Raw genomic sequence first — 25394 nt, 5'->3', positions numbered from 1 at the left:
TTCACATCAGGCAAGAACGCACGACTCATCGGATGGCCCCCAGCAGGCGGGGCATCAAAGATGCCTTTGCGGTGCCAAAGCCGCCTCCGCCTGGGGTTTTCATGATGAAGACGTCATCGACCCCCATTTGAGTTTCATCATTCCCTTTCAGCATTTGCACATCCCCGTTGCTGCGCTTAACCGAGTTTTCACCGGGTTTGCCCGGTTCACCACCTGCTGCGCCATGGGGCACGGTTTCCCGATGCGAAGACAGCACCGTGACGGTCATCGGAGTGAGGAACCGCAGCTTGCGGATAATCCCGTTGCCGCCCGTGGTTTCCCCCGCGCCGCCAGAGTCCTGCCGGATCGAGAATTCATCCACGCGCACCGGGAACCGAGTTTCCAGAACCTCCGGGTCCGTCATGCGGGTGTTTGTCATATGGCTGTGCACCGCACTGGCCCCGTCAAAACCATCCACTGCGCCTGTGCCACCGCAGATCGTTTCATAGTTTTGATACTCATCGTTCCCGTAAACGAAGTTGTTCATAGTGCCCTGCGAGCCGGCGATAACACCCAGAGCACCATAAAGCGTATCGGCAATGGCCTGGCTGACTTCGGTATTACCTGAGATCACCGCAGCTGGGAATTCCGGGTTGATCATTGAGCCCTTTGGCATTCGAACCTCCAGCGGCTTCATGCAACCTTCGTTCATCGGGATATCGGACCCGACCAGCGTGCGGAAAACGTAAAGAACAACTGCGCGGCAAATCGAGTAAGGAGCATTGTAATTCAAAGAACTCTGATCAGAGGTGCCTTCAAAATCGATGATCGCCTTGCGCTCGACTCGGTCCACCGAAATGCTGACACAGATCTTTGCACCACCGTCCAGTGGATATTCAAACGAGCAATCCTTTAGAACATCCAGAACCCGGCGTACGCTTTCTTCGGCGTTGTCTTGCACATGGCCCATATAGGCGTGCACGACACCAAGCCCAAACTGCTCTACGATATTCTGCAACTCTTTGACGCCCGTGGCATTTGCAGCCACCTGCGCTGCCAGATCAGCCATATTCTGATCGATGTTCCGACAGGGATATGGTCCGCTGCCCAGCAAAGCGCGCGCTTCTGCTTCGCGCAAAGTGCCGCGATCCACCAGCAGGAAGTTGTCGATCAGGATACCTTCCTCATCAATGGTCTTGCTGTCTGGCGGGGCTGAACCCGGGGTTTTGCCACCAATATCTGCATGGTGACCGCGGGATGCTGTGACGAAGATGATGTTTTTCCCATCCGCGTCAAACACCGGGGTGATGACGGTGACATCCGGCAGGTGTGTGCCGCCATTAAAGGGATTGTTCATCATGAACACATCGCCCGGGCGGATCTTGTCTGTGTTTTCGCTGAGAATAGATTTGACGCTGCCGCTCATGGACCCAAGGTGGACAGGCACGTGTGGTGCATTGGCCACCAGGTCGCCGTTGGCATCAAAGATCGCACAGGAAAAATCAAACCGTTCCTTGATGTTTACCGAATAAGCGGTGTTGGCTAAAGTTGCCCCCATTTGTTCGGCAATCGACATGAACAGGTTGTTAAACACCTCAAGCATTACTGGATCGACGGTCGTGCCAATCGCCTCTTTGCGTTCCAATGGCACAATCCGCGTCAGCACAAGGTTGCCACCTTCGCGGCATTCTGCTTGCCAACCATCTTCGATGGCATTGGTCCCAGTGGGCTCAAAAATGATTGCTGGTCCGGTGACCTTGTCACCAATGGTCAAGCCGGTTCGATCCACCATTGGAACATCTTGCCAACGGCCATTGCTATACATGGAGGCGTTCAGGTTCTTACAACGCCCTTCTTCATTGACAGGAAGCGTTACATCTTCGCCAGTGGATCCGATGGATTCTGATGTCAGAAGGTCGATGATTAGCTGATTGTAGTCCGGCACAAAGCCGAAGCGCTGCTCGTGCGCTTCCTCAAATCCTTTACGCATCTCCTCGACGGTTCCAAAAGGAACGTCCAGGGTCTGATGTGAGCCATCGGTCCTAATATGAGCTGTGCGAACAATTTGAATCGCCTCTTTGGATACACCCTGTTCCAGAACTTCGTTATGCGTTTCAGCATCCAGCCCTTTCAGAACAGTTTCCGCTTCAGAGACATTATTGATGGGCTGCGCAAACTGGTATTCCCGCAGGGCACGTACATCCGCCAACCCCATACCGAATGCTGAGAGAACGCCCGCAAACGGGTGAATGAAGATACTCTCCATGCCCAGGACATCCGCAACCTGACAGGCGTGCTGCCCCCCCGCACCACCAAAACAGTTCATGGTGTATTGGGTCACATCATAGCCGCGCTGAACACTGATCTGCTTGATCGCATTTGCCATGTTTTCCACGGCGATGCGCAGGAAACCTTCGGCAAGTTGTTCCGGGCTGCGCTCTGGTTCCCCGGTTTCTGCCGATATTTCTTTGGCAAGCGCTGTAAATTTCTCACGCACGACCGCCACGTCCAGCGGCTCGTCGCCATTGAGGCCAAACACATGCGGGAAGTGATCTGGTTGAAGCTTGCCAAGCAAAACGTTGCAGTCGGTTACGGCAAGCGGGCCGCCACGGCGGTATGAAGCCGGGCCTGGGTTTGCACCGGCGCTCTCGGGACCCACTTGCATGCGTCCGTTTGAGAAGCTGAGGATCGAGCCACCGCCAGCTGCAACAGTGTGGATGCTCATCATCGGTGCTCGCATCCGCACGCCTGCGACCTCGGTTTCAAAGGAACGTTCGAATTCTCCCGCATAGTGGCACACATCGGTAGAAGTGCCGCCCATGTCAAAACCGATGAGTTTGTTAAAACCAAGGGCTTCTGCACTGCGCACCATGCCGACCACGCCGCCAGCAGGGCCAGATAGGATTGCATCCTTACCTTGGAACAGGTTTGCATCGGTCAACCCACCATTGGACTGCATGAACATCAAGGACCTACATCCACCGCGTGTGGCACCAAGCGCATCGCTGACTTGCTGAACATATCGGCGAAGGATTGGCGACAGATAGGCATCCACAACGGTTGTATCCCCACGGGAGACAAGCTTGATCAGCGGGCTAACCTTGTGGCTAAGCGAGACCTGGGTGAAGCCGGATTGCTTTGCCATCTCGCCGATCTTTAGCTCGTTGTCCTGGAATCTGTAGCCATGCATCAGTGCCACCGCGACAGAGCGGTACCCGCGCCCGTAGGCCTGAGATAGCGCGTCGCGGACTTGACGCAGGTTCAAGGGTTCGATGACATTGCCATCGGCATCGACGCGCTCTTCAACTTCAATGACCTCTTCATAGAGCAGCTCAGGCAGCTGAATGTTCAGATCAAATAGGCGCGGCCGGTTCTGGTAGCCGATGCGCAGCAAGTCTCTCATCCCTTTGGTGATGAGCAGGATTGTCCGATCGCCTTTGCGTTCCAGAAGCGCATTGGTTGCGACGGTTGTCCCCATCTTGACTGCATCGATCGTGCCTTCGGGGATAGGGCTGTCCGCGTCCAAGCCTAGAATTTCTCGGACCCCTTGAACTGCCGCGTCTTTGTAACGCTCGGGGTTTTCGGAAAGTAGTTTATGGGACTGAAGCGTTCCGTCCGGTTTTCGTGCGACGATGTCGGTAAACGTACCGCCTCGGTCGACCCAAAATTGCCACATGGCATAGCTCCTTTGTTTGCCGGGCAACTGCCCGGCATGTTTTCTTTGGTGAAATGCGGCCCCTTAGGGCCGCGGTTATTGCTGGATGGATTCCGGAAGGTAGAGAGCGATCTGAGGGAACGCGAGTAAGGCCGCTACCATAAGCAGCATCACAAAGACGAACGGGATGGTACCCAGCATCACGTCGCTCAGTTTCCCGCTCTTACGTGCGCCTTGCACGACATAGAGGTTCAAGCCGACCGGGGGTGAGATAAGAGCCATTTCAACGAGAACGATCATCATTATCCCAAACCAAATCACATCGTACCCAAGCGCCGTGACCAGGGGCACGATGATCGGGATCGTTACAACCATCAGCGACAAGGTCTCGATGAAAAATCCGAGTACAATGTACATGCAGACAATCACCAGCATGGTCATCAATGGTGAAAACCCAAGCCCATTGAGCAGAGCCTGAAGTTCCGCGCCCAGACCGGCCGAGGCCAGTGTGAAGTTCAGGAAAGACGCCCCAATGATAACCAGCATGATCATGGAGGTGATCTTGATGGTGCCAACGATGCTCTCACTGATCATCTTGATTGAAACGCCACCAAAGGCTGCTGCGATGAGCACTGCGCCTGCAACACCAACTGCCGCTGCCTCTGTCGGAGTGGCCCACCCCATGTAGATGGTCCCGATGATAGCACCGAAAAGGATGACGATGGGGATGAGCTGAAAAAGTCCGCGGATCATCTCGGCGATCGGGAACACCCGTCGAACACCGCCCAATTCGGGTCGGATCATACAAATGAGCACAGTGATGAGCATGAAGCCCACCGCAAGCAAAAGACCTGGCATGAGACCCGCGAGAAAAAGTTGCGGGATAGATGACTGCGTCAGGAAACCGTAGACGATAAGGTTGATTGATGGCGGGATCATGATGCCAAGTGTACCGCCAGCGGCGATGGCCCCTGAGAAGAGCTTTGGGTCATACCCGAGCTTTTCAGCCTGTGGCATGGCGACCGTTGCGACGGTCGCGGCCGTCGCGACAGACGAGCCCGAAATGGCCGAAAACATCGTCGAGGTAGCCACATTCGCGTGGACCAGCCCCCCTGGCATCCAAGACACCCAACGGTCCAGCGCGGCGTAAGTTCTGTTGGCGATACCGCTGCGGACCAGGACCTCACCGAGCAAGACAAAGAATGGAATGGCGATCAATGTGGCATTGTTTGATGTCGACCAGACCAAGTTTCCGAGTCCTTTGGTCAGCGGAAAAGGGCTGAAGAATGCGTCGATTCCGAATCCAAGGAGGAATAACACGATCCCAACAGGGATTGAGAGCGAAAGCAGGGCCAGCAGGCCGACTGAAATTGGCCAAATCATGTGTGGATCTCCGCGTCTTCTTCGCCGACGATCCCGACAGCAGCTTCGGATTTTTCAAATTCACCGCGCAAGACCAGCATGACTGCGGCGACCAACGTGAGCCATGCGATGACCGCAAACCAAAGCCAGCCCGCAAACCACGGTAGTTGAACCAGTGCCAGAGGTGTCTCCAGCGGTGTATTGGCGCGCGAACTGTTTATGATTGACCGCTCAACGACAGGCCAGGACCTGATGGCAATCACGGTGACGGTGCTCGACAAGACGAACAGAGAGAACAGGTCAAAGAGGGACCGTCCGAGGGCGTTGACACGCCCCCGGAGAATATCGATCCGAATGTGACTGAGTTCGAGCAGGGCAAATCCCATACCCCAGGACGTAACAACAGCCATGACGTAGCCACTTATTTCATCAGTTCCGCCGAGAGTGCCTCCCAACTGCCTGATCATGATTTCAGCGATGATGAACACGACACATGTCAAGAGCAGAACACCAATCAGCATTGCTACTGCTCGATTGAGCCGCTTCATCGTCGCAAGTATTTTCTCGGGCATTGGAAGCACTCCCAGGGAACTATCTGTTATTCTACGGCAACAGACACGCCGACGACTTGACCGACGCTAGTGTTCCACCGCTTGGCCCAATCAGCACCTGCGCGTTCAGCCCACGCCGGGAGAACTTCGCTGACCAGGGTTTCCCTCGCGTTGTTGAAGTCTTCTTCCGAAACTTCGACAAGCTTCATGTTACGCGTTTCGCCAGATGGGCACTCGCCATTCCCTGTCAAGCAGGCGATGTCATTGACCAGCGCGTCTTGAGCGACTTCCCATGCAGGCTCCTCAAATTCGGCTGACACCTGGGTTTGGATCAATTCCTGAGTTTCGGTGCTTAGAGAATTCCATTTGTCCAGATTGATGGCGGTGACCACCGGATCCCAACCACCCAAGGGGATGGCCAAAAGATTGGTAGATACTTCCCACCACCCAGAGCTGTAGCCAGATCCGGCACCAGTTACGGCGCAATCGACCACCCCTTTCTGGAGAGCACCAGGTACTTCGGCAAAGCTGACGTTGACACCCTCAGCTCCAAGGGCTTCGAGGAACTTGGCGGTCATACGCCCAGAGGCACGGACCTTTAGGCCTTTGAGGTCAGCAAGAGAGTTCACGTCACCATTGCAGAATACGACCTGTGGTGGGTAGGGCGCGATCGCCAGAACGTGACTGTTGAAGCGGTCCCGATAGATGTCGCTAACCATCGGACGTGCAGCATCGACCATCGCGCGGGCTTCGTCGGCCGTAAGTGCAAGCAGCGGCACATCCAGACCTTCGAGTTCGGGCGCATCGGCCACTGCATAGTCGCCAACTGTCATTGCAACGTCATAAACGCCGTCCCCGAGCAGACGGAAAACGTCTCCAACACCAAGGTTCATTTGGTTGTGCGTGGTCAGGCTAACGTTGATTGATCCACCGGAAGCTGTTGGAAGGGTTTCCGACCAGAAAGGTGCTTCAAATTGTTTGTGAAGTGGCAAGCCGGACCAACTGCCGACGACAGCCAAATCTTCTGCGATTACAGGCGATGCAAGCAATGCGGTTGCCGCCAGATATGCAGTGAATTTTCTCATCTTAGTTCTCCTGTTTGGACTTAGTTTGATTGATGATTGTCGGGTGCTAAGATCGGATTCTCTGCATCCTGCGGTATATCGGTAATCAGCATATGACCCGGCTTATGTGTGATGCAGAGAGGGAGTTTGGCCTGCTCGATAGCTGCCTGTGGAGTAACGCCGCAGGCCCAGAAAACGGGTATAAACCCGGCTTCCACTGGCGCTGGATCGCCCCAATCAGGGAGGTTAACGTCTTGAATCCCGATTTCCGCAGGATCGCCCCAATGCACTGGTGCCCCATGCGCAAGGGGGTAGTTCTTAGAAATGGCGATTGCGGTTTTTAGCTGATCTTCAGGAATTGCCCGCATGCTGACGACCATCGGACCGCCAAACGGGCCCGATGGAAAGGTTTCGATTGATGTGCGGAACATTGGCACTGTTTTGTTATTATTAATGTGCCACAGTTGGATGCCTGCATCATTGAGTGCATGCTCGAATGTGAAAGAGCAGCCCAGAGCAAATGCGACCAAGTCGTTGTGCCAGATGTCTCGAATGTTCCCGACAGTGCTTTCCAGCTTCCCGTCACGATAAATATTGTAAGCCGGAACATCAGTACGAATATCGATGTCCCTGCCCATGGTGAACATCTTTGGATTCCCAGTGTCGGAGACACCGGTCAACGGACATGGCTTGGGGTTGCGTTGGCAGTAGCGCATGAAGTCCAGGGCGGACTCTGAGGGCATGATTGCGATGTTGGCTTGAAGAAATCCGTTACCCAGCCCAGCTGTGTGAGAGTGGTAGCTGTCGCGGCGAATAACGTCTCGAATTTCTGCTAGAGGTTTTTGGACAAGTTCTGCATGTGAGATTGGCAAAGTACGATTCCTCCCAGTGGTGGGAGTATCGATCTGGGCCAACATAAAAACAAATTAAAAAGATCTTCGCAATCCCATTAAAGTTTTTTATCGTCGAAGCTTTGTGCAGTGGCGCTTGCGATGGCCGCTGCGGTTTCTAGTAGATGGCTCTTTGGATCACCGAGGAAAGACGCTGAGAATTTCAGGGGGTTTGGGCGCCACCCAGGATCGAACTCGCAAATTCGCCCTTCAGATACGAAGCGCTGCCCCAAGACACGCGGCAATGCAGCGACGCCCAAGCCAGATTCAACTAAGCGAAAGCAAGCTGACAGCGAAGAGGAGGGGAAGAGTGAGTAGTTTGGACCCAAATGTTCAAGAAGTTCAGAGCGCAATTCCCGAAAAGGACGCGTATTTCTTGCATATGTAAATATGGGCTTTTCTAGGTATCGAGACGGTTGGTCGTTGGAGCTTTGGTCACTTTCGGCTCGGTACCAGGCAAGATCCACTTCTGGTAACTCGACGTTGTCGACAGAGTACTCAGAAATTGGCCCTAGTAAGACGGCAAGGTCGATCTCTCTATCAAGCAACATTGTACGGAGGTTGACCGATATATCGACGTTGATCTCGATTTCGAGGGCAGGATACATTCGATGAAGCTCTTCAATGAATAACGGTAACCAGCATTGAACGATAGTTTCGGAAACTCCTAGGCGAAGATGGCCCTCGATACCTGAGGGATCCATAACATCTCGTTGCACGAGCTCTGAAAGCTGTTCGAACTGTTTTGCATAGCGGGCGAGAATATCCCCTCTCTTGGTCAAAAGAACGCCTCCACTCGTTCTTTCAAACAACTCCACGCCCAAGGTGTTTTCTAGGTTTTTGATCCGCGTAGTCACGGCTGGTTGTGTCAAGCCTAGCTCATCGGCTGCCTTGCTAAATCCACCGAGGCGCACGACGGTCAGAAATGCCCGTATTTGTTCTAAGTTGAGACGAGTGTTCATTTGGTTCTGTTCCTGTCTTCTCCGATAGAGGTCGTTCGGAAAATGCTTCATTGAGGCTTACTGTGTTCGCCGCGCAAGGTATCGTATAAATTTCATTTATGAAATTTGAGATTTTTTTTGATTTTTATTGATGTTCGGCAACGTCGATAGGTTCGAGGGGCAGTCATCTAACCTTCGTCACAGCAAAGGATCACATTCATGCCCCGGAAAATACTAGTACCGATCGCACCGGATCACCCGACCTCCAGTGACGAAGTGCTCAGTCGGGCCAAAAAGCTTGTTAAAGAGTGGGGGAAACATTGCCTTGACCGTGATGGAGATGTGGCCCGAGATATATGAACAGTTGAGCTAGGCCGTGTTGACAAAAGGGATTCAGAGGCAGCGCTGAACGTGATTCAAGTTGGTATCTGCGATGGAGACCAGCTTGGCACGAGACCTTATGTCGGACGAAGAATGGGTGTTCTTTGAGCGTTTCATCCTTTCTGCCCGTGCCCCGAACGGACGCAAACCAACCAACCACCGGCTTGTTCTTGATGGGATATTCTGGATTGCCCGGACCGGCGCGCCATGGCGCGATCTGCCGGAAGAGTTTGGCAAGTGGTCGAGCGTCTACCGCCAGTTCCGGCGCTGGACGCTGGCGGGGCTCTGGGAGGAGATCATGGACGCCCTGCAAATGATCGATAGCACCGTGATCCGGGCCCATCATCAGGCAGCGGGTGCAAAAGGGGACTCCGCGACAGGGTTTCGGGCGCTCAAGAGGTGGCTTCACGACCAAGATCCACCTCCTCGTCAACGCGCATGGTCTGCCCATGAGGACAGAGATCACGCCGGGCCAGACATCCGACTATCTCGGTTTCGATCTGGTCATGGCCGACAACCTGCCCAGTCCCAGCGTGTTGCTGGCGGATCGTGGCTATGATGGCGATAGCATCAGGGCGAACTTGAATGCGCGCAACGTCCTGCCCGTTATCCCAATGCGAAAATCTCGTAAGAAGCGTATCGGTGTCGACCGCTCGCTTTACCGCCTGCGCAACCTGGTCGAGCGCTGCTTCAACAAACTAAAGAACGCACGCCGCGTGGCAACTCGCTACGACAAAACCATGGAAAGCTTCCTGGGCTTCATCGACATTACATCCATCCGGCTTTGGCTCAGACATTTGTCAACATGACCTAGGTGGATTTCCCGTTCCTCATCCGGCAGTGTGCCGGGACGAAGGAACAACGATGGCAAGACGACCCAGACAGAACCAAAGCCCTGCATTCAAGGTGAAAGTCGCATTGGCAGCTTTGAAGGCGTTGTTGCAGCACTCTGAGTGCTAAGGATTCACATCACGAATCCATGCGGTTAGACCGGGCAGATGAGCAAGCCCGCACCTGCCCGCTACCGTAAGACGAATTGGTTCAGCTACAACGATGCGCTCAGAAAGCGCGGGTCGCTTCTGATCTGGTTGGACAAAGAGATGACCTGGCTCGCGCCGCTTGATGGCAGCCCCGGTCGCCCATCTGGAGCTGGCAACGGCGGTGCAGATCCTGGTCGAGACCTGCGATCTGCCGTTGGAGACGGCGCTGGAGATGGCCACGAGCCGGCCGGCGGATTTGATCAGGCGGCCCGATCTGGGGCCCTTTCAAACCCGGCGCGCGCGCCGATGTGCTGCATCTGAACGACGCGCTGGAGCTGCAGCAGGTCTGGCAGGGCGGCCTGGCGCTGTAGCTGCTGTTGCATCGTGTCGCTCAGCGATGCCTCATACGGTGAAACTTGGCGCCAATTGTTTTGCTGGTTCCGGACGCCCTGCTGGTCTGCGCTGAGGTCATCGTTGCTCCTTTCTGCAACGCAGCTATATTGCAAATATGAAATGGATTGTCCTCGTTTGTGGAATATTACTGCATCTTTGCAGCTTGGCTAATCGTTCAAGTGGGCAAAGGCGTGTTCTTCACCCATAGCGGTTTTGCGGAGTGGGATGAGGAGTTATTGGCAGCGTATCGAGAATGTTGTTTTATGACCGATTTGCGATCAGCAGTACCCTTCGCTTTGCTTGGATTAGTATTGCTTGGGTTCGTAGCGTGGAAATTCTTGCGGAATTATGCTAACCGATCGCACTAATCACACTTAAGAGAGCAACATCCGCTTGTTCCGCCTGGCCACTCCCTTCTTAAGACACTCCGCATGTTTTGATCAAATTATTTGCCCGCAGAGGAATGGATAGGCTAAGTCTCTGTCAGAACACTCTGCCGTGCCTTGGCAGGGGGATGTCCCGCAGATTGCGGGCGGACTGACAGGAGTGCCCATGACACCGCTTGCAGGTTTGAAGGTGGTCGAGCTGGCCCGTATTCTTGCGGGGCCATGGATTGGCCAGTCGCTTGCCGATCTGGGGGCGGAGGTCATCAAGGTCGAGAGCCCCGAGGGGGATGATACCCGTCGCTGGGGCCCGCCTTTTATCGAGCGCGACGGTGATAAAACAGCGGCCTATTACTATGCGGCGAACCGGGGCAAGTCCTGCGTCACTGCGGATTTTCGCACTGAAGACGGCAAACAGACGGTGCTGGAGCTGATCCGGGATGCCGATATCCTGATCGAGAATTTCAAGGTCGGCGGGCTGGCGAAATACGGGCTGGACTATGGCAGTCTGAAAGCGGTCAATCCACGTCTGATCTACTGTTCGGTGACCGGCTTTGGGCAGGATGGGCCTTATGCGACGCGGGCGGGCTATGATTTCCTGTTGCAGGGCATGTCCGGGCTGATGTCGATCACCGGTGCGCCGGAGGGTGAGCCGCAGAAGGTTGGGGTGGCGATCACCGATATTGTCACCGGGCTTTATGGCACCATCGGCATTCTGGCAGCGGTGGAACAGCGCCATAGAACCGGGCGGGGGCAGCATATCGACATGTCTCTGCTGGATTGCGCCACCGCGATGCTGGCCAATCAGAACATGAACTATCTGGCAACCGGCACCAGCCCGACCCGGATGGGCAATGAGCATCCCAATATTGCGCCCTATCAGGTGATGGCGGTGCGCGACGGGCATGTGATCCTTGCCGTTGGCAATGACGGCCAGTTTGCGCGGCTTTGCGAGGTTTTGAACATGGCGGCGCTTGCGGTTGATCCGCGCTTTACCTCCAACCAGCTGCGGGTGGCCAACCGGGGCGAATTGACACCGATGCTGGCGGCAGCGCTGGCGCAATGGGGGCAGGCGGATCTGTTGGCGGCGCTGGAGGCCGCGACCGTGCCTGCGGGGCCGATCAACACCATTGAGCAGGCGTTTGAGGACCCGCAGATCAGGCACCGCCAGATGCAGATTGCGCCGGAGGATGTGCCGGGCGTGCGTGGTCCTTGGGTGTTTTCCGATGCGGAGCTGGCGCTGGAGAAATCCGCGCCAATCCTGCCGGTGGCGCAGGATATGTCGCAGGGAGACTAGACCTCCGGATCGCCTGCCGATTGGGTGGGCGGCAACAGCTTGAGATTGAAGCAGACAGGAAGAGGGCGCGCCATGGCGATGGAGATCACCGGAGTTGAACATCTGTGGATCCCGCTGCCAGATGGGCGTCGGCTTGCGGCGCGGATGTGGCGGCCAGCGGCAGAGGGGTGTTATCCTGGGATCCTGGAATATCTGCCCTATCGCAAACGAGACGGCACCGCGCCGCGCGATGCCACCACGCATCCGGTCTTTGCCGCTGAGGGCTATGTCTGCCTGCGGGTGGATATCGCCGGCACGGGCGATAGCGAGGGGGTGTTTGACGATGAGTATTCCGAACAGGAGCTGAGCGACGGCGAGGCGGTGCTGGCCTGGCTTGCGGCGCAGGCCTGTTGCGATGGGAATATCGGCATGATCGGGATTTCCTGGGGCGGCTTCAACGGGTTGCAGCTGGCCGCGCGTCAGCCAGAGGCGTTGAAGGCGGTGGTCAGCGTGGCCTCAACCGTGGATCGCTATGCCGATGATATCCATTTCATGGGGGGCTGCCTGCTCAGCGATAATGCCAATTGGGCCTCGCAGATGTTTGCCTATCAAACCCGCCCGCTGGATCCCGAGCTGCGCCCGGACTGGCGCGAGGCCTGGGTGGAGCGGATCGAGACGCTGCCGTTTATGGCCGCGGACTGGCTGTCCCACGCGCAGCGCGATGAATTCTGGAAACACGGTTCCATCTGCGAGGATTGGTCTGCGATCAAGGTGCCAGTGCTGGCGATCACCGGCTGGGCCGATGCCTATGTGAATGCACCACCTGCACTGGCGGCCCATATGCAGGCGCCCGCCAAGGCGCTGATCGGCCCGTGGGAGCACCGCTATGCCCATATTTCCAAGCTGGAAGGGCATGATTTCCACGGCGAGGTGCTGCGCTGGTTTGATCGCTGGCTGAAGGGCGTAGACAGCGGCGCGGAGGATCTGCCGGATTATCGCACCTACATGCAGGAGCATTTCAATCCGACCAAGGAAAACAAACCCCGGCAGGGGCGCTGGATTGCTGAGACTGCATGGCCCTCCCCGAATGTGCGCGAGGTGGCGCATCATCTGGGACAGCAGGGTACGTTGCAGGCGGTGCCGGGTGCGGGGGAGGTTGTGGTATCCAATCCAGCAACCCTGGGCATGGGGAGCGGGTATTTCTGCGCAGGTATGCGGATCGACAATGAACTGCCGGGCGATCAGGCGGGTGATGATGCGCTGTCGGCCTGTTTCGATACGGCGCCGCTTGAGACCCCGCTGGAGTTGCTGGGTCGGGCGCGGCTGCGGCTGGCGTTCTCTGTCGACAGACCGGTGGCGCAGGTGATGGCGCGGCTGTGTGATGTGGCCCCGAATGGCGTGTCGCAGCGCATCACCTATCGGGGACGCAACCTATGCCATGATGAGAGCCATGAGAACGCGGCGCGGCTGGTTCCCGGCAGGCGCTATGAGGTTGAGTTTGCGCTTAATGAATGCGCGCATCGTCTGAGGGCTGGGCATAAGCTGCGGCTGGCGCTGTCGACCTCCTACTGGCCGATCGTCTGGCCCGCGCCCGAGCCTGTGGCGCTGACCCTGCATCTGGAGGGATGTGCGCTGATCCTGCCGGAACGTTCACTCGCTGAGGAGGTCGAGGCGCAGGCGCCAAGCGCCGCGCGGGATTATCCGACCTATCAGGCAGAGGTCACCCGTGCGCCCTCCGGCACATCGAACACCTATGAAGAGGCCGACGGCACGCTGGTGCTGGAAACTTTTGATGACTATGGCGCGGCCATTGACCCGGTGCATGGGATGGAGGTCGGCAGCCATGTCGCCATGCGCTATGCGGTGCATCCGGATGATCCGGCCAGCGCCACCTTTACCAGCCAGTGGCGGTTTACATTCGCGCGCGGTGACTGGCAGGTGCAGGTCGATACCGACAATGAGATGCGCGGTGATCGGGAGGATTTCCATCTCTGGCGCAGGGTTGTCGCCTGCGAAGGTGCCGGGCAGACCGAAGTCTGCGTTAAGGAATGGAGCGAGAGCCTGCCGCGCGATTGTTTGTGATTTCGCATCAAATCCTGTTAAAAATCGCTGTTTTTCCCCGGATTGACCCCCAGTTCGCCACGGTTTGGCCACGTTCTGTGACCAAAAACGGAACTGCGCGTTAACCATTTCGGGTGAGAATACCCCCTTGAAATGTTTTCATCGCGCTGGAATGCCGGGCGGATGGTCCCTCGGTTGTGAGCAGACGATAAACAGAATTGGGGCGAGAAGGTGCATCTATCCGTTGTTGTACCCTGCTATAATGAGGAAGAGTCCATCCCCCTGTTGGTGGATCGGTTGGTGCAGGCAATCGAACCTTGGGCGGAACGGGCCGAGATCATTCTGGTCGATGATGGTTCCAGCGATGAAACCTGGGCCGCTATGGAAGCGGCGCATAAGCGTCATCCGGTGGTGCGGGGCATCCGTCTGTCGGCCAATCGCGGCCATCAGGTTGCGCTGACGGCTGGGCTGGAGGCGGCGACCGGCGCGCGGATTTTCATGCTGGATGCCGATCTTCAGGATCCGCCGGAAATTCTGCCCGACATGATGATGATGATGGATCGCGGCTATGACGTGGTCTACGGCCGCCGCGCCGAGCGCCAGGGGGAAACCCTGTTCAAGAAGGCGACGGCCTATCTGTTCTACCGTTTTCTCAATACGCTGTCGGATGTGGATATCCCCAAAGACACAGGCGATTTCCGCCTGGTCAGCCGTCGCTCGCTGGATGCGGTGCTGAAAATGCCGGAACGCGCGCGGTTCATCCGCGGCATGTTTGCCTGGGCCGGATTTCACCAGATTGGTCTCGAATACATCCGCGAAGCCCGTGTCGCGGGGGAAACCAAATATCCGTTCAAGGCGATGCTGCGCTTTGCCACCGATGCGCTGACCGGGTTCTCCACCAAACCGCTGAAAATGGCCACACGGCTGGCATTCTTCAGCCTGTTGGTGACCGTGCTGATGGCGATTTATGTCTTTGGCTCGCTGATCCTGTTCAACACCGTTGCCGGTTGGGCCTCGGTTCTGCTGGCGATCTCTTTCTTCTCCGCGATCCAGCTGCTGACGCTGGGGATCCTCGGCGAATATGTCGGACGGCTTTATATGGAGAGCAAACAGCGCCCGCTGTATTTCCTGTCGCAGCAGACCGGGCATCCCGCCGCCCATGCGGTCGATTTCATCGGCGACAGCCGCGCCGTAGCGGCGCCACTGGCTGAACCGGCCCAAAAAGAAGCGTCATGATCCGCGCCGCCGTTCAGAAAGATCTCGGCCAGTTGATCCGCTTCGCCATTGTCGGCGTCTCGGTTGCAGCGCTCTATGTGCTGGCGTTCCTGGGGTTCCTGCATATCGGTCTGGCGGCGGGGCTGGCCAATGCGCTGGCTTTTGGCCTTGCGGTTCTGGCGCAATATGTCGGCCAGACCGTCTGGACGTTCCGCCAGAAGCTGGGCCAGCCGGACCAGGCGCTGCGGTTTGGCTGCACGGTCGGCCTTGGGTTTGTGACTTCGGCGCTGCTGACGGGTGTCATCGGTCCGATGCTGGGCTGGCCGGAGTGGCTGGCGGCGACCACCGCCGCAGTCTGGCTGCCGGTTCAGAACTACCTGTTTTTCAAGATCTGGGTCTACGCCGGACACGGCGCGTAAAGAGGAGTGGCAAGAAATGTCGCATGTGTATTCAAATGAATTCTACGATTACATCGAGGCCGGCGCGCGCAGCTCGGCGAAGGCGCTGATCGCGGCGGTGCAGCCCTGGCTTGGCGCGCGGAGCGTGCTGGATCTGGGCAGCGGTCGCGGTGTCTGGCTCAGTGAATGGGCGAATTCCGGCGTTGCTGACATCGCCGGGGTGGACGGCGATTATCTGGATCGTAACCGTCTGGCGATCCCGGCGGGGTGTTACCATGCGGCGGATCTGACCGGCGATTTTGATCTGGGTCGGCGGTTCGAGCTGGCGCAGAGCCTGGAGGTTGGTGAGCATCTGCCGACGGCGGCCTCCGCAACCTTGGTTGCGGGGCTGACGCGCCATGCCGATCGGGTGCTGTTTTCGGCGGCTGTTCCGGGGCAGGGCGGCGAGTTTCATATCAATGAACAGCCGCTGTCCTTCTGGCAGGATCTCTTTGCCGCGCGGGGCTATCGGGCGTTTGACTGCGTACGCCCGGCGCTGAGAGAGGCCGAGGGGGTAGAACCCTGGTATCGCTACAATACCGTGCTCTATGTGAATGAAGCGGGGCGTGCGGGTCTGCCGGAGGAGGTTCTGGCAACGGAGCTTTTGGCGGGGCAGCCGGTGCCGCCTGCGGGCAATCTTGGCTGGCGGCTGCGCCGGGGTGTGGTGTCGCTGATGCCGCAATTGATGGTGACCCGGATCGCACAGATCCGCGCTGCGATCATCGCGCGGCAGGCGCGGGCGGCAGGGCTGGTGGGTGCGGATACGGCAAAGGGCACAATATAATGACACTGGTGATGGACAGCCCGGTTGTGGCGCGCCGGGACGCTGCAACGCCCCTGCTGGCGACAATTGCGGTGGCCTTTTTCGGGCTGCTGATCGCGGCGGTGTTCCAGCTGCCGGATCCGCTGATCCGTCACGATGATTACCCTGCGCTGTTTGGCGATGCAGAGACCTATTATGTCAAAACCCTGATGGAGGGGCGCTGGGTCAATTACCTGTGGCACCTGCGCGAGACACTGTTACCGAGCTGGGCCAACTATCTGATCTACAACGGGTTATGGGCGGTGGTGCTGGGCTGTCTGGCGCATAATGCGCTGGGGGCCGGGGCGGCGCTGTGGCGCAAGGGCGCGGTGGCGCTGATTGCGGGGCTGTCGGCGCCTGCGCTGCTGATTTCACTGTGGTTCAACACGCTGATCCCGGGCATGGCGATCCTTGCCATCTATGCGCTGGCGACCACGCAACTGTCGGATCGGGCCTGCCGCTGGCTGCTGGTGCCCTTTGTGCCGCTGGCGCTGACCGCCTATACGACCTATCCGTTCTTTCTGCTGGCGCTCTGTCTGACCCGTGCGGACACGCAGCGCTCTGCCCGGGATCTGGCATCGCTGCTGGGGCTGTTTATCCTGTGTTTTGCGCTGGCGATGGCGTCGATCTATACGCTGAACTACCTGTTTCACGGTGTCTTCGGGATCCCGATGGCGGAGTGGCGGATGCCGAAGCCGGCGCATGATCTGGCATCGCTGCTGGCAAATATCGGGCTGATTGGTGATTTCCTCGGCAGCTCGGCCTCGCTGGTCTCGTTCCACTTCCTGCCGCTGACCGTATTTCAGGTGGCGCTGTTTGGCTGGGCCGTCTGGCTGGTCGGCAGATCCGACCCCTGGCGCGCGACCTATCCGCTGGCGGGGATCTGCCTCGGGATGGGGCTGATCTTTGTGCAGACGATCAAGACCGGCATCACCCTGCCGCCGCGTGTCTCCGGCTTTGTATGGCTGTATTACGCGGTGCTGCTGGGGCTGCTTTCGCAGGAATTGGCGGCGCGGGGCGGCGTCTGGGACCGCATCGGACGCAATCTCCTGGCCTTTGTGGCGCTGATCTACCTGGCGTTCAACCTGCTCCAGCATCGCGATGTGACCGCCTGGCAAGCCGACAGCCGCAGGATGGCCGATCAGATCCTCCCGGTGGAAGGTCCGATCTATGTCACCGGCACCTATCTGTCGCTGCCATCGGGCAAGAAATCCGGCTTGCAGCACGATCTGTCGGTGGCCTTTCGCCTGACGCAACTGACCGGGCGTGATGTGGTGATCTGCGCGATGACACCGACGGCCTGCGCCCATCTGCCGGCGGAGGTTCAGGCCGGTGCCAAGGGGCCCGACTATGAGGTGCGCAATCTGGACGTGGGCAGCGTGGTGATGTTGTCGGCAACGCCGATCCGTGCGGCGGCGCATAACGTGCCTGCGGGCGGCTGAGGACGGCGCAAAGAACATCGAACGAGAAACGGGGGCGTGCGGGCCCCCGTTTTTCTGATCAGGTCTGGTCAAGAAACCAGAAGGTGCGAAGACCTCAGAAATCGAGACCGAGATCCAGCGTCTGCGCCGAATGGGTCAGCGCGCCGGAGGAGATATAATCAACCCCCGTGGCTGACACCTCGGCAATGCGGTCGCGGCGCATATTGCCGGAGGCTTCGGTGACCAGATGACCTTTGGCCATCGCCACGGCCTTCGTCAGGGTTGGCGTGTCCATATTGTCGAGCAGCACCACATCGGCGCCGCCCGTCTCCAGCACCTCCTGCAACTGTTCGAGGGTGTCCACCTCGATCTCGACCTTCATCATGTGGCTGACGTTGGCCGTGGCTGCGCGCAGGACGGCGGCGACACCGCCTGCGGCGGCGATGTGATTGTCCTTGATCAGGATCGCATCGGAGAGACCGTAGCGGTGGTTGTATCCGCCCCCATGCAGCACGGCCTGCTTTTCGACCATGCGCAGACCGGGTGTGGTCTTGCGGGTGCAGGTGATGCGGGTGGCGGTCCCCTTGGTCTCTGCCACGAAGGAGGCCGTCAGGCTGGCGATGCCAGAGAGGCGGCCTGCAAAATTCAGCGCCACACGTTCGCCCGAGAGGATCGACGCGGCTGATCCTGCGATGGTCATCAGGGTCTGACCAGGAGTGCAGGGGCTGCCGTCAGCCACGCGCGTTTCGATCTTCAGCGAGGGATCAACCAGATGAAAAGCGATGCGGGCAATCTGCATACCGGAGATAACGCCGGTATCGCGCGCATTGAGCCGGGCCTCATAGGTGGTGCCTGCCGGGATCACCGCGCGGGTGGTGATATCCCCGCTCTGGCCGAGGTCTTCCAGCAAGGCAGCGCGGACCAGCGGTTCCAGGATCAGGTCGGGCAGAGTGGCAAAGGACGGGGTCATAGCGGATCCTTGACGGCGGCGGCGCGGATCGCACGCGCCTCGGTGAGGGTAATACGAGTGCGATGGGCCTGCGCCGGGTCGGCCTCAGGATAATCGTCGCGGAAATGGCCGCCCCGGCTTTCGCGGCGGTCCAGCGCGGCGGCAGCAATCAGGGTGGCGGTGGCGCACATATTGGCAAAGCTCTCGTCGTCGCCGAACTCTGCCAGCAGCTCCTCGATCGTTCTGAGGGCGGTTTTCAGCCCGGCTTCGTCGCGGCGAACGCCGACATGGGCAGTCATGGTTTCGCGCAGGCGGGCGATGGCGCTGGCCGGGGCGGCGGGCGTTGTGGCAGGGGCGAAACTGAGGGACAGTGCAGGCGGCGTGCGCATCTGGTCCGGTTGCGGGCCAAGTGTTGCGGCAATGTCCCGGGCAGCGGTGCGGGCATAGACCAGAGCCTCCAGAAGCCCGTTGGAGGCAAGCCGATTGGCGCCATGCAGCCCGGTCGAGGAGGCTTCGCCACAGACCCAGAGACGGCCGAGGCTGGCCCGCCCCTGCATGTCGGTGTCGATCCCGCCCATGTGATAATGGGCGGCAACCGCCACCGGGATCGGGTCCGCAACGGGATCAATACCGGCGCGGGCGCAGGTCTCAGCCACGGTTGGAAAGCGGGTCATCACCTCGGCGCCAAGAGCTTCGCGGGTGTCCAGCATCGGGCGACGGCCGACCTGGGTTTCGGCAAAGATTGCGCGGGCGACGATGTCACGGGGGGCCAGTTCGGCGTCCGGGTGCGCGGCCAGCATGAAGCGGATGCCGTCCTTGTTGATCAGCGTGGCGCCATCGCCGCGCAGCGCCTCGGTGGCGAGGGGCGCGGGGTCTTCGCCGATGTCAAAGGCGGTGGGGTGAAACTGGACAAATTCAGGATCGGCAATGCGGGCACCGGCGCGGGCGGCAAATCCGATCACTTGGCCCCGGATGCGGGGCGGGTTGGTGGTATGCGCAAACAGCCCCCCGGAACCGCCCCCCGCCAGAAGGATCGCAGGGGCGCGGATCAGCACGGGCACCGAGGTGCCGCCAGCATCGCTGACCCAGACGCCGGTGACGCGGTCGTCTGCCACCTCCAGCCGCACGGCCTGGGTGCCTTCGTGGACCTGAACCGAGGCTGTGGCGCGCACGGCGGCAATCAGCGTTTCCATGATCTGCCGACCGGCCTGATCGCCTTTCACCCGGACAACACGGGCCATGGAATGGGCCGCCTCGCGGCTCATGACAAAGCCGCCGTCAGCGGTGCGATCAAAGGGTGTGCCAAGGTCGGTCAGATCGAGAATATGATCCTGGGCAACCTGTGTGACCATGGCGGCGACCTCGGCGTCGACAGTGCCAGCACCGGCGCGCACCGTATCGGTGGCGTGGGCGGCAGGGCTGTCGGCCTGATCCATCGCGGCGGCAACGCCGCCCTGCGCCCAAGCCGAGCTGGCGCCCTCGCCAAGTGTTTCGGGTGAGATCATCAGCACCGGCCGCGGGGCCAGTTCGAGGGCGGCATAGAGCGCGGCCATCCCCGCGCCAACGATCACCACGCGATCAGTGTCACAGGCGGCGGTGGCTTCGGTCAGGGCCTGCACATCCAGCTGGGCCTCTGCCGTGTTGTCGGCCTGATGGTCAGAGACGACCTTGGCGCCGGGGGTGTCCAAGGATCAGATCCCCAGTTTCTGGCTGAGATCAATCATCCGCTGCACCGCCACACGGGCCTTTTCGGCGACCTCGGGATCGACTTCGACCGGTTCGGACATCGTGTGCAGCGACCAGAGGATTTTCTCCAGCGTGATCTTCTTCATGTAGGGGCACATGTTGCAGGGGCCGACGAATTCAACCTCCGGCAATTGGTCGGCAATGTTCGAGGCCATCGAACACTCGGTGATCAACATCGCCTTTTCGGGCTTTTCGTCGGTCACATATTTGATGATGCCACTGGTGGAGCCTGAGAAATCGGCCTCATTCACCACATCCGGCGGGCATTCGGGATGCGCAATCAGCCGGGTGCCGGGGTTCCATTCGCGGAAATCGCGCAGGTCCTTGGCGGTGTATTGCTCGTGCACGATGCAGGAGCCTTCCCACCAGACCACGTTCTTTTCCGGCACCTGCTGAGCGATGTTCTGCGCCAGATACTGGTCCGGGGTCATGATCACGGTGTCGGCGTCCTGTGCGGCCACGATCTGGGCCGCGTTGGAGGAGGTGCAGCAGATATCGGAGGCGGCTTTGACTTCAGCCGTGGTGTTCACATAGGTGACAACCGGCGCGCCGGGATATTTCGCCCGCATCTGGGCGATGCCCTCTGCGGTGATCGATTCCGCCAGCGAACAGCCGGCCTCCATATCGGGGATCAGCACGATCTTGTCGGGGCTGAGGATCTTGGAGGTTTCGGCCATGAAATGCACACCGCATTGCACGATGACGTCGGCCTCCACCTTGGTGGCCTCCATGGCGAGCTGGAGGCTGTCGCCCACCACGTCGGCGACCCCGTGGTAGATTTCAGGCGTCATGTAGTTATGCGCCAGAATCACAGCGTTGCGTTCTTTTTTCAAGGCGAGGATGGCGGCGACATAGGGCGCGTAGGTGGCCCAGTCGACGGGGTTCACCACCCGGTCCATCTTGGCGTAGATCTCTGACATCTCTGCGGCCAGAGCAGGATTTGGCGCAAGGTCATAGTGATTGGCGAGCTGATCGCGCATGGTTTGCAGATCGAACATGGCATTTCCTCAAAGCTGCGCCTGACGTGGCACTTTGGGGAATTCTTGTTTCATGTTCACATTTAGCACGCAAGCGAGTGCAGCCGCTTTGTTGCGTAAAAACCGGAAATCCTGATGCAAATCGGCGGCAATCGGGGCGCATCGGCAACCTGACGCTGGGGGCGGCGCCAAGACCATCTGACCATCGGGCGATGTCAGCGCAAACAGTGCGCGGTCAATTTGTCCAATTTTCACACCCGGTGTCGTTTTTGTCTATTGGGCGGGCTGATATTGTGGTTTGCAGATAGCGTTCACACAGTATCGGGAAGCGGTAAGACCGGTCCCACAAGGGAGAAAATCCGCCTCCATGTCTGATCTCTGGGAAGGATTGGTCCAGGCCTTTTGGCTGGTGGTCACGCTGGATGGCGATCTGGTCGAGATCACGCTGCGTTCGTTGCGGGTCACTTTGACCGCGTTGCTGGTGGCCTCGGTGATTGCGCTGCCGCTGGCGGCGCTGCTGTCGGTGCGCCGGTTTCGCCTGCGTCGGGTCACTATTGCGGTGCTCAACGCCCTGATGGGGCTGCCGCCGGTGGTCGTGGGGCTGGTGGTCTATGTGCTGCTGTCGCGGGCCGGTCCGTTCGGGGTGCTGGGGCTGCTGTTCACCCCGACCGCGATGATTATTGCGCAGGTGATCATCATCGTGCCGCTCATCGCCTCGATCGCGCATCAGTCGCTGCGCGATCTGTGGAGCGATTACCACGATCTGCTGATTTCGCTGAATGCCAGCCAGAGCCAGCGCATTGCCACGCTGCTGTGGGACGGGCGGCGGGCGCTGCTCACGGCGGCGCTGGCCGGGTTTGGTCGCGCGATCGGTGAGGTTGGGGCGATCATGATCGTTGGCGGCAATATCGACCATGCCACCCGGGTGCTGACGACGGCGATTGCGCTGGAGACCGGCAAAGGGGATTTTGCCATGGCGCTGGGGCTTGGCTTTGTGCTGATCGCGTTGGCGGTGGCGGTGAATCTGACCATCCACTGGCTGGGTCAGACCGAGAGCGAGGGCCGCTGGTGAGCAAGGTGAGCAGTCTTTTTCCGCTGGTTGTCGAGGCGGCGCAGGTGCGCCGCCGTGGCAAGACACTGATAGGTCCGGTGGATCTGCGGCTGGACGGGCAGGGGACGACCATCGTGATCGGACCGAATGGTTCGGGCAAGACCTCCCTGCTGAAGATGCTACATGGCATCCTGCGACTGGGGCAGGGGCGGATCAGCTGGGGCTGCGCCATGGCCGAAGCCCAGCGGCGCCAGGCCTTTGTGTTTCAGACGCCGGTGATGATGCGCCGCTCTGTGGTGGAAAATATCGCCTATCCGCTGCGGCTGAACCGGGTGGCCCGCAAGGTGGCGCTGGCCGAGGCCGAGATCTGGGCTGAGCGGATCGGTCTGGGCGGCGATGCGCTGCACCGGCCTGCGGTGCTGCTGTCGGGCGGTGAGCGGCAGAAACTGGCGCTGGCACGGGCCCTGATCCGCAAGCCGCAGCTGCTGTTCCTGGATGAGCCTTGCGCCTCGCTCGACGGGCGCGCCACTCGCGAAATCGAGGAGATCCTGACCGAAGCGGCAGCGGCAGGCACCCGGCTGATCATGTCGACCCACAATATGGGTCAGGCGCAGCGTCTGGCGGATGAGGTGCTGTTTGTTCTGCACGGTCAGATTGCCGAGTTTTCAGCGGCGGAGGCATTTTTTACCCGGCCCCATACCGAACAGGGCCGCGCATTTCTAAGAGGAGATATTGTCGAATGAAACGGATTGTGCTGGTGGCACTGGCTGCGCTGACAATGGGGACGGCGACGCTGGCGGAGGAGATGAAGCTGGCGGTGACCACATCCTTCCACAACTCCGGTCTGGCAGAGGTTCTGCTGCCGCAGATCAAGTCGGATCTGGGGCTGGAGGTGCAGCTGTTGGTGGTGGGCACCGGTCAGGCGATCCGTCTGGGCGAGGCGGGCGATGTGGATGCGATTCTGGTGCATTCGAAGAAGGCCGAGGAGGCGTTTTTGGCAGGCGGCAACGGCACCCATCGCCGCGAGATCATGTATAATGATTTCGTCTTTGTAGGCCCCAAGGCGGACCCGGCGGGCATTGGCCGCGCGCAGTCGGCAGCGGAGGCACTGCAAAAAGTGGCCGCATCCGAGGTGGCTTTTGTCAGTCGCGGCGATGACAGCGGCACCCACAAGAAAGAGCTGAGCCTGTGGGCCGCGGCGGATCTGTCACCTGACGGATTTGGCGGCTGGTACAACGCTGTTGGCGCAGGCATGGGGGCCGCGCTGAATACAGCCTCTGGCATGGGGGGCTACATCATGTCGGACCGCGCAAGCTGGCTCAATTTCGCCAACAAGGGCGATCTGGCGCTGCTCTATGCGGGGGATCCGGTGCTGTTCAACCAATATGCCTATCTGCCGGTCAACCCGCAGAAACACCCCCATGTGAAGGCAGAATCCGCAGCCCGGCTGGAAGGCTGGCTGGTGTCGGATACCGCCAAGGAGCTGATCAACGGCTACCAGATCAATGGCGAGGCGCTGTTTGTGTTCAACGCGGCGCCATAGGCGATAGCGGCATCCACAGCACAGCGGTTGCAATGTGCAGACGCCGCGCCTGAGCGCGGCGCCTGGCCCAACGGGAGCGGGGGGCTTTGACCCGCCGCACTCCGGGCGGGAGGGGCCGGTTGCGGGCTTCGCGCCGTGCGTGGTCAATCAGTCGTCGGTCACATGGATGGCGAATTGTTCCAGGCCCGCCTCCTGCGGCTCGATGCTGCGATAGCTTTCCTTGACGCCCGCCTCTGTCAGCTCGCGCATCACCGTCAGCAGCGTATTGGGCGCGTGATCGGCGCAGAGTTCCGCCATATGTGCCAGCTCTTCCGCAGCCACCGGGCGGGCGGCGGCCAGATCCGGGGCGCCGTAGTAGCTGACGAAATGCGCGGCCAGCAGATCGGTGAGGCCTGCCAGCTCGCTCTCCTCGATCCGCGTCACCGCAACAAAGGTGACACGCCCGCCGGTTTCCAGCCCCATCCAGCCATTGGCAAAGGCCTGGCGCTGCTTGCCGATCAGGTCGGCCTCTTCCCAGTTGGAAAACTCAAACCCGCCCGAAATACACCATTCGCCGGTGTGGGCCGGGCTGGCAAAGACGTTCTGATCGCTCTCGTCGAAATGAATGGCGCGGGCAAGCTGCATCACGGTGTCTCCAGTAGGGTGGTCAGGGGGATCAGATGGGTTGTCGCCTCGTCCCGCAACAGCAGGCCGAAATCTTCGTCCACGCCGAGGAAGGTGCCATTCAGGCCCGCATGGGTGACGGTTTCGCCAATATCCTGGGCAAGGCCGCGCCAGGTCGTGTGCACCGGCTCCGTGCCGTCCTCTTCCCAGCGGTTGATCCAGTGCAGCGCGTGGCGGGCCCAGCTTTCCAGTAACTGGCCTGCATCCACATCGGCGCAGCCCTCGGCATAAAGCGCGGTATCCTCGGGACGATCGCCGGTTTCCCCGTCGCTCGGCGGCCAGAGCGGCAGGTCGAGGCCGATGACCAGCCAGTCTGGCACCTCTGATGGCGCGGTTGTACTGGCGGCGGCACGCAGCCGGCCGCAGCGCCCGCCGTTGATGCGCAGGCCGCCGTCCCATTGCAGATGCACCGCCACCTCGGGCGGGGCCAGCGCGCCAAGGGCGTTTTGCAGTGCAATACCGCAGACCGGAAGCATGGTCATGGCCTGCCGCAGGGCAACCTCGGGCGCAAAGACAAAGGCCGCCTGAAGCCGGTCATGCAGCAGGTTATGCACCACCAGACCTGCGTCGCAGCCCAGAACCGCCTTCTGACAGGCGATGGCAAAGGGATCGTCGGCCCCGCTGAGCGCGAGCCCCTCCATCAGGGGGGGGAAGCTGAGGTCGCTCATTTCGGC

The 25394-nt window shown here is 59.5% G+C and carries 20 protein-coding genes and 2 pseudogenes; 11 read left to right on the top strand and 11 right to left on the bottom strand.

The features are described 5' to 3' along the window. Positions 1–25 precede the first annotated feature (25 nt). The 6 genes from VWZ81_RS08760 to VWZ81_RS08735 all read right to left on the bottom strand — a co-directional run bounded on the left by VWZ81_RS08760 (position 26) and on the right by VWZ81_RS08735 (position 8463). Entirely contained in the window at positions 26–3655 is a 3630-nt protein-coding gene (locus VWZ81_RS08760) for a hydantoinase B/oxoprolinase family protein (RefSeq protein ID WP_416542977.1), read from the bottom strand. Between the two features lie 75 nt (positions 3656–3730). After that, complete coding sequence (locus VWZ81_RS08755) at positions 3731–5017, bottom strand: TRAP transporter large permease (RefSeq protein ID WP_416542976.1); 1287 nt, start codon at positions 5015–5017, stop codon at positions 3731–3733. Then, positions 5014–5568, bottom strand: coding sequence for a TRAP transporter small permease subunit (locus VWZ81_RS08750; protein WP_416536603.1), 555 nt, complete (start codon positions 5566–5568; stop codon positions 5014–5016). Before VWZ81_RS08750 ends, VWZ81_RS08755 begins: the two co-directional genes overlap by 4 nt. A gap of 26 nt (positions 5569–5594) precedes the next feature. After that, the gene (locus VWZ81_RS08745) at positions 5595–6632 is read right to left on the bottom strand and encodes a TRAP transporter substrate-binding protein (RefSeq protein ID WP_340547434.1); all 1038 of its coding nucleotides are present in this window, start codon (positions 6630–6632) and stop codon (positions 5595–5597) included. 20 nt (positions 6633–6652) lie between these two features. Further along, complete coding sequence (locus tag VWZ81_RS08740; protein ID WP_416542975.1) at positions 6653–7483, bottom strand: putative hydro-lyase; 831 nt, start codon at positions 7481–7483, stop codon at positions 6653–6655. 77 nt (positions 7484–7560) lie between these two features. Next, positions 7561–8463 (bottom strand): LysR family transcriptional regulator, encoded by a 903-nt coding sequence (locus VWZ81_RS08735; protein ID WP_416542974.1) that lies wholly within the window; start codon positions 8461–8463, stop codon positions 7561–7563. Positions 8464–8875: 412 nt separating this feature from the next. On the opposite strand from VWZ81_RS08735, the pseudogene VWZ81_RS08730 reads away from it, so the two are divergent. The 8 genes and pseudogenes from VWZ81_RS08730 to VWZ81_RS08695 all read left to right on the top strand — a co-directional run bounded on the left by VWZ81_RS08730 (position 8876) and on the right by VWZ81_RS08695 (position 17812). Next, positions 8876–9632 (top strand): annotated as a pseudogene (locus tag VWZ81_RS08730) (IS5 family transposase). Between the two features lie 189 nt (positions 9633–9821). After that, positions 9822–9965: pseudogene (locus VWZ81_RS08725) on the top strand (IS5/IS1182 family transposase); the annotation flags it as partial. Positions 9966–10748: 783 nt separating this feature from the next. Next, a complete protein-coding gene (locus tag VWZ81_RS08720; RefSeq protein WP_416542973.1) occupies positions 10749–11876 on the top strand; it encodes a CaiB/BaiF CoA transferase family protein in 1128 nt (375 codons plus the stop codon). A 72-nt stretch (positions 11877–11948) separates the two neighbouring features. Continuing rightward, positions 11949–13937: a CocE/NonD family hydrolase gene (locus VWZ81_RS08715; RefSeq protein WP_416542972.1), complete on the top strand. Its 1989-nt coding sequence runs from the start codon at positions 11949–11951 to the stop codon at positions 13935–13937. Between the two features lie 210 nt (positions 13938–14147). After that, positions 14148–15152, top strand: a complete 1005-nt coding sequence (locus VWZ81_RS08710; protein ID WP_416542971.1) for a glycosyltransferase family 2 protein — start codon at positions 14148–14150, stop codon at positions 15150–15152. Next, positions 15149–15550, top strand: a complete 402-nt coding sequence (locus VWZ81_RS08705) for a GtrA family protein (protein WP_340547428.1) — start codon at positions 15149–15151, stop codon at positions 15548–15550. The genes VWZ81_RS08710 and VWZ81_RS08705 overlap by 4 nt, the downstream gene beginning before the upstream one ends. A gap of 16 nt (positions 15551–15566) precedes the next feature. Then, a complete protein-coding gene (locus tag VWZ81_RS08700; RefSeq protein ID WP_416542970.1) occupies positions 15567–16352 on the top strand; it encodes a hypothetical protein in 786 nt (261 codons plus the stop codon). Continuing rightward, the gene (locus tag VWZ81_RS08695) at positions 16352–17812 is read left to right on the top strand and encodes a hypothetical protein (protein ID WP_416542969.1); all 1461 of its coding nucleotides are present in this window, start codon (positions 16352–16354) and stop codon (positions 17810–17812) included. Before VWZ81_RS08700 ends, VWZ81_RS08695 begins: the two co-directional genes overlap by 1 nt. A gap of 94 nt (positions 17813–17906) precedes the next feature. On the opposite strand, the gene nadC is transcribed toward VWZ81_RS08695, so the two are convergent. Genes nadC through nadA form a run of 3 tightly spaced genes read right to left on the bottom strand, consistent with a single transcriptional unit; the run spans position 17907 to position 21484 of the window. Continuing rightward, positions 17907–18761 (bottom strand): carboxylating nicotinate-nucleotide diphosphorylase, encoded by an 855-nt coding sequence (gene nadC / locus VWZ81_RS08690; protein WP_416542968.1) that lies wholly within the window; start codon positions 18759–18761, stop codon positions 17907–17909. Then, positions 18758–20428 (bottom strand): L-aspartate oxidase, encoded by a 1671-nt coding sequence (locus VWZ81_RS08685; protein WP_416542967.1) that lies wholly within the window; start codon positions 20426–20428, stop codon positions 18758–18760. Before VWZ81_RS08685 ends, nadC begins: the two co-directional genes overlap by 4 nt. 3 nt (positions 20429–20431) lie before the next feature. Beyond that, positions 20432–21484 (bottom strand): quinolinate synthase NadA, encoded by a 1053-nt coding sequence (gene nadA, locus VWZ81_RS08680; RefSeq protein WP_340547423.1) that lies wholly within the window; start codon positions 21482–21484, stop codon positions 20432–20434. Between the two features lie 346 nt (positions 21485–21830). On the opposite strand from nadA, the gene VWZ81_RS08675 reads away from it, so the two are divergent. Genes VWZ81_RS08675 through VWZ81_RS08665 form a run of 3 tightly spaced genes read left to right on the top strand, consistent with a single transcriptional unit; the run spans position 21831 to position 24057 of the window. Further along, positions 21831–22535 carry an ABC transporter permease gene (locus tag VWZ81_RS08675; RefSeq protein WP_340547422.1) on the top strand — a complete coding sequence of 235 codons (705 nt, stop codon included), beginning with the start codon at positions 21831–21833 and terminating at the stop codon, positions 22533–22535. Positions 22536–22540: 5 nt separating this feature from the next. After that, the gene (locus VWZ81_RS08670) at positions 22541–23257 is read left to right on the top strand and encodes an ATP-binding cassette domain-containing protein (protein ID WP_416536613.1); all 717 of its coding nucleotides are present in this window, start codon (positions 22541–22543) and stop codon (positions 23255–23257) included. Further along, positions 23254–24057 (top strand): substrate-binding domain-containing protein, encoded by an 804-nt coding sequence (locus VWZ81_RS08665; RefSeq protein ID WP_416542966.1) that lies wholly within the window; start codon positions 23254–23256, stop codon positions 24055–24057. The genes VWZ81_RS08670 and VWZ81_RS08665 overlap by 4 nt, the downstream gene beginning before the upstream one ends. A gap of 147 nt (positions 24058–24204) precedes the next feature. On the opposite strand, the gene VWZ81_RS08660 is transcribed toward VWZ81_RS08665, so the two are convergent. Together VWZ81_RS08660 and VWZ81_RS08655 are read right to left on the bottom strand one after the other, a co-directional pair. Then, entirely contained in the window at positions 24205–24681 is a 477-nt protein-coding gene (locus tag VWZ81_RS08660) for a DUF6505 family protein (protein WP_416542965.1), read from the bottom strand. Continuing rightward, positions 24681–25388 carry a DUF4444 domain-containing protein gene (locus tag VWZ81_RS08655; RefSeq protein ID WP_340547535.1) on the bottom strand — a complete coding sequence of 236 codons (708 nt, stop codon included), beginning with the start codon at positions 25386–25388 and terminating at the stop codon, positions 24681–24683. Before VWZ81_RS08655 ends, VWZ81_RS08660 begins: the two co-directional genes overlap by 1 nt. Positions 25389–25394: the final 6 nt, after the last annotated feature.

Source organism: Phaeobacter sp. JH20_34, assembly GCF_048056095.1.
GTDB lineage: Bacteria > Pseudomonadota > Alphaproteobacteria > Rhodobacterales > Rhodobacteraceae > Phaeobacter > Phaeobacter bryozoorum.
The sequence above is the reverse complement of the archived record's forward strand: the minus strand, read 5'-3'. Positions and strand labels throughout refer to the sequence as shown.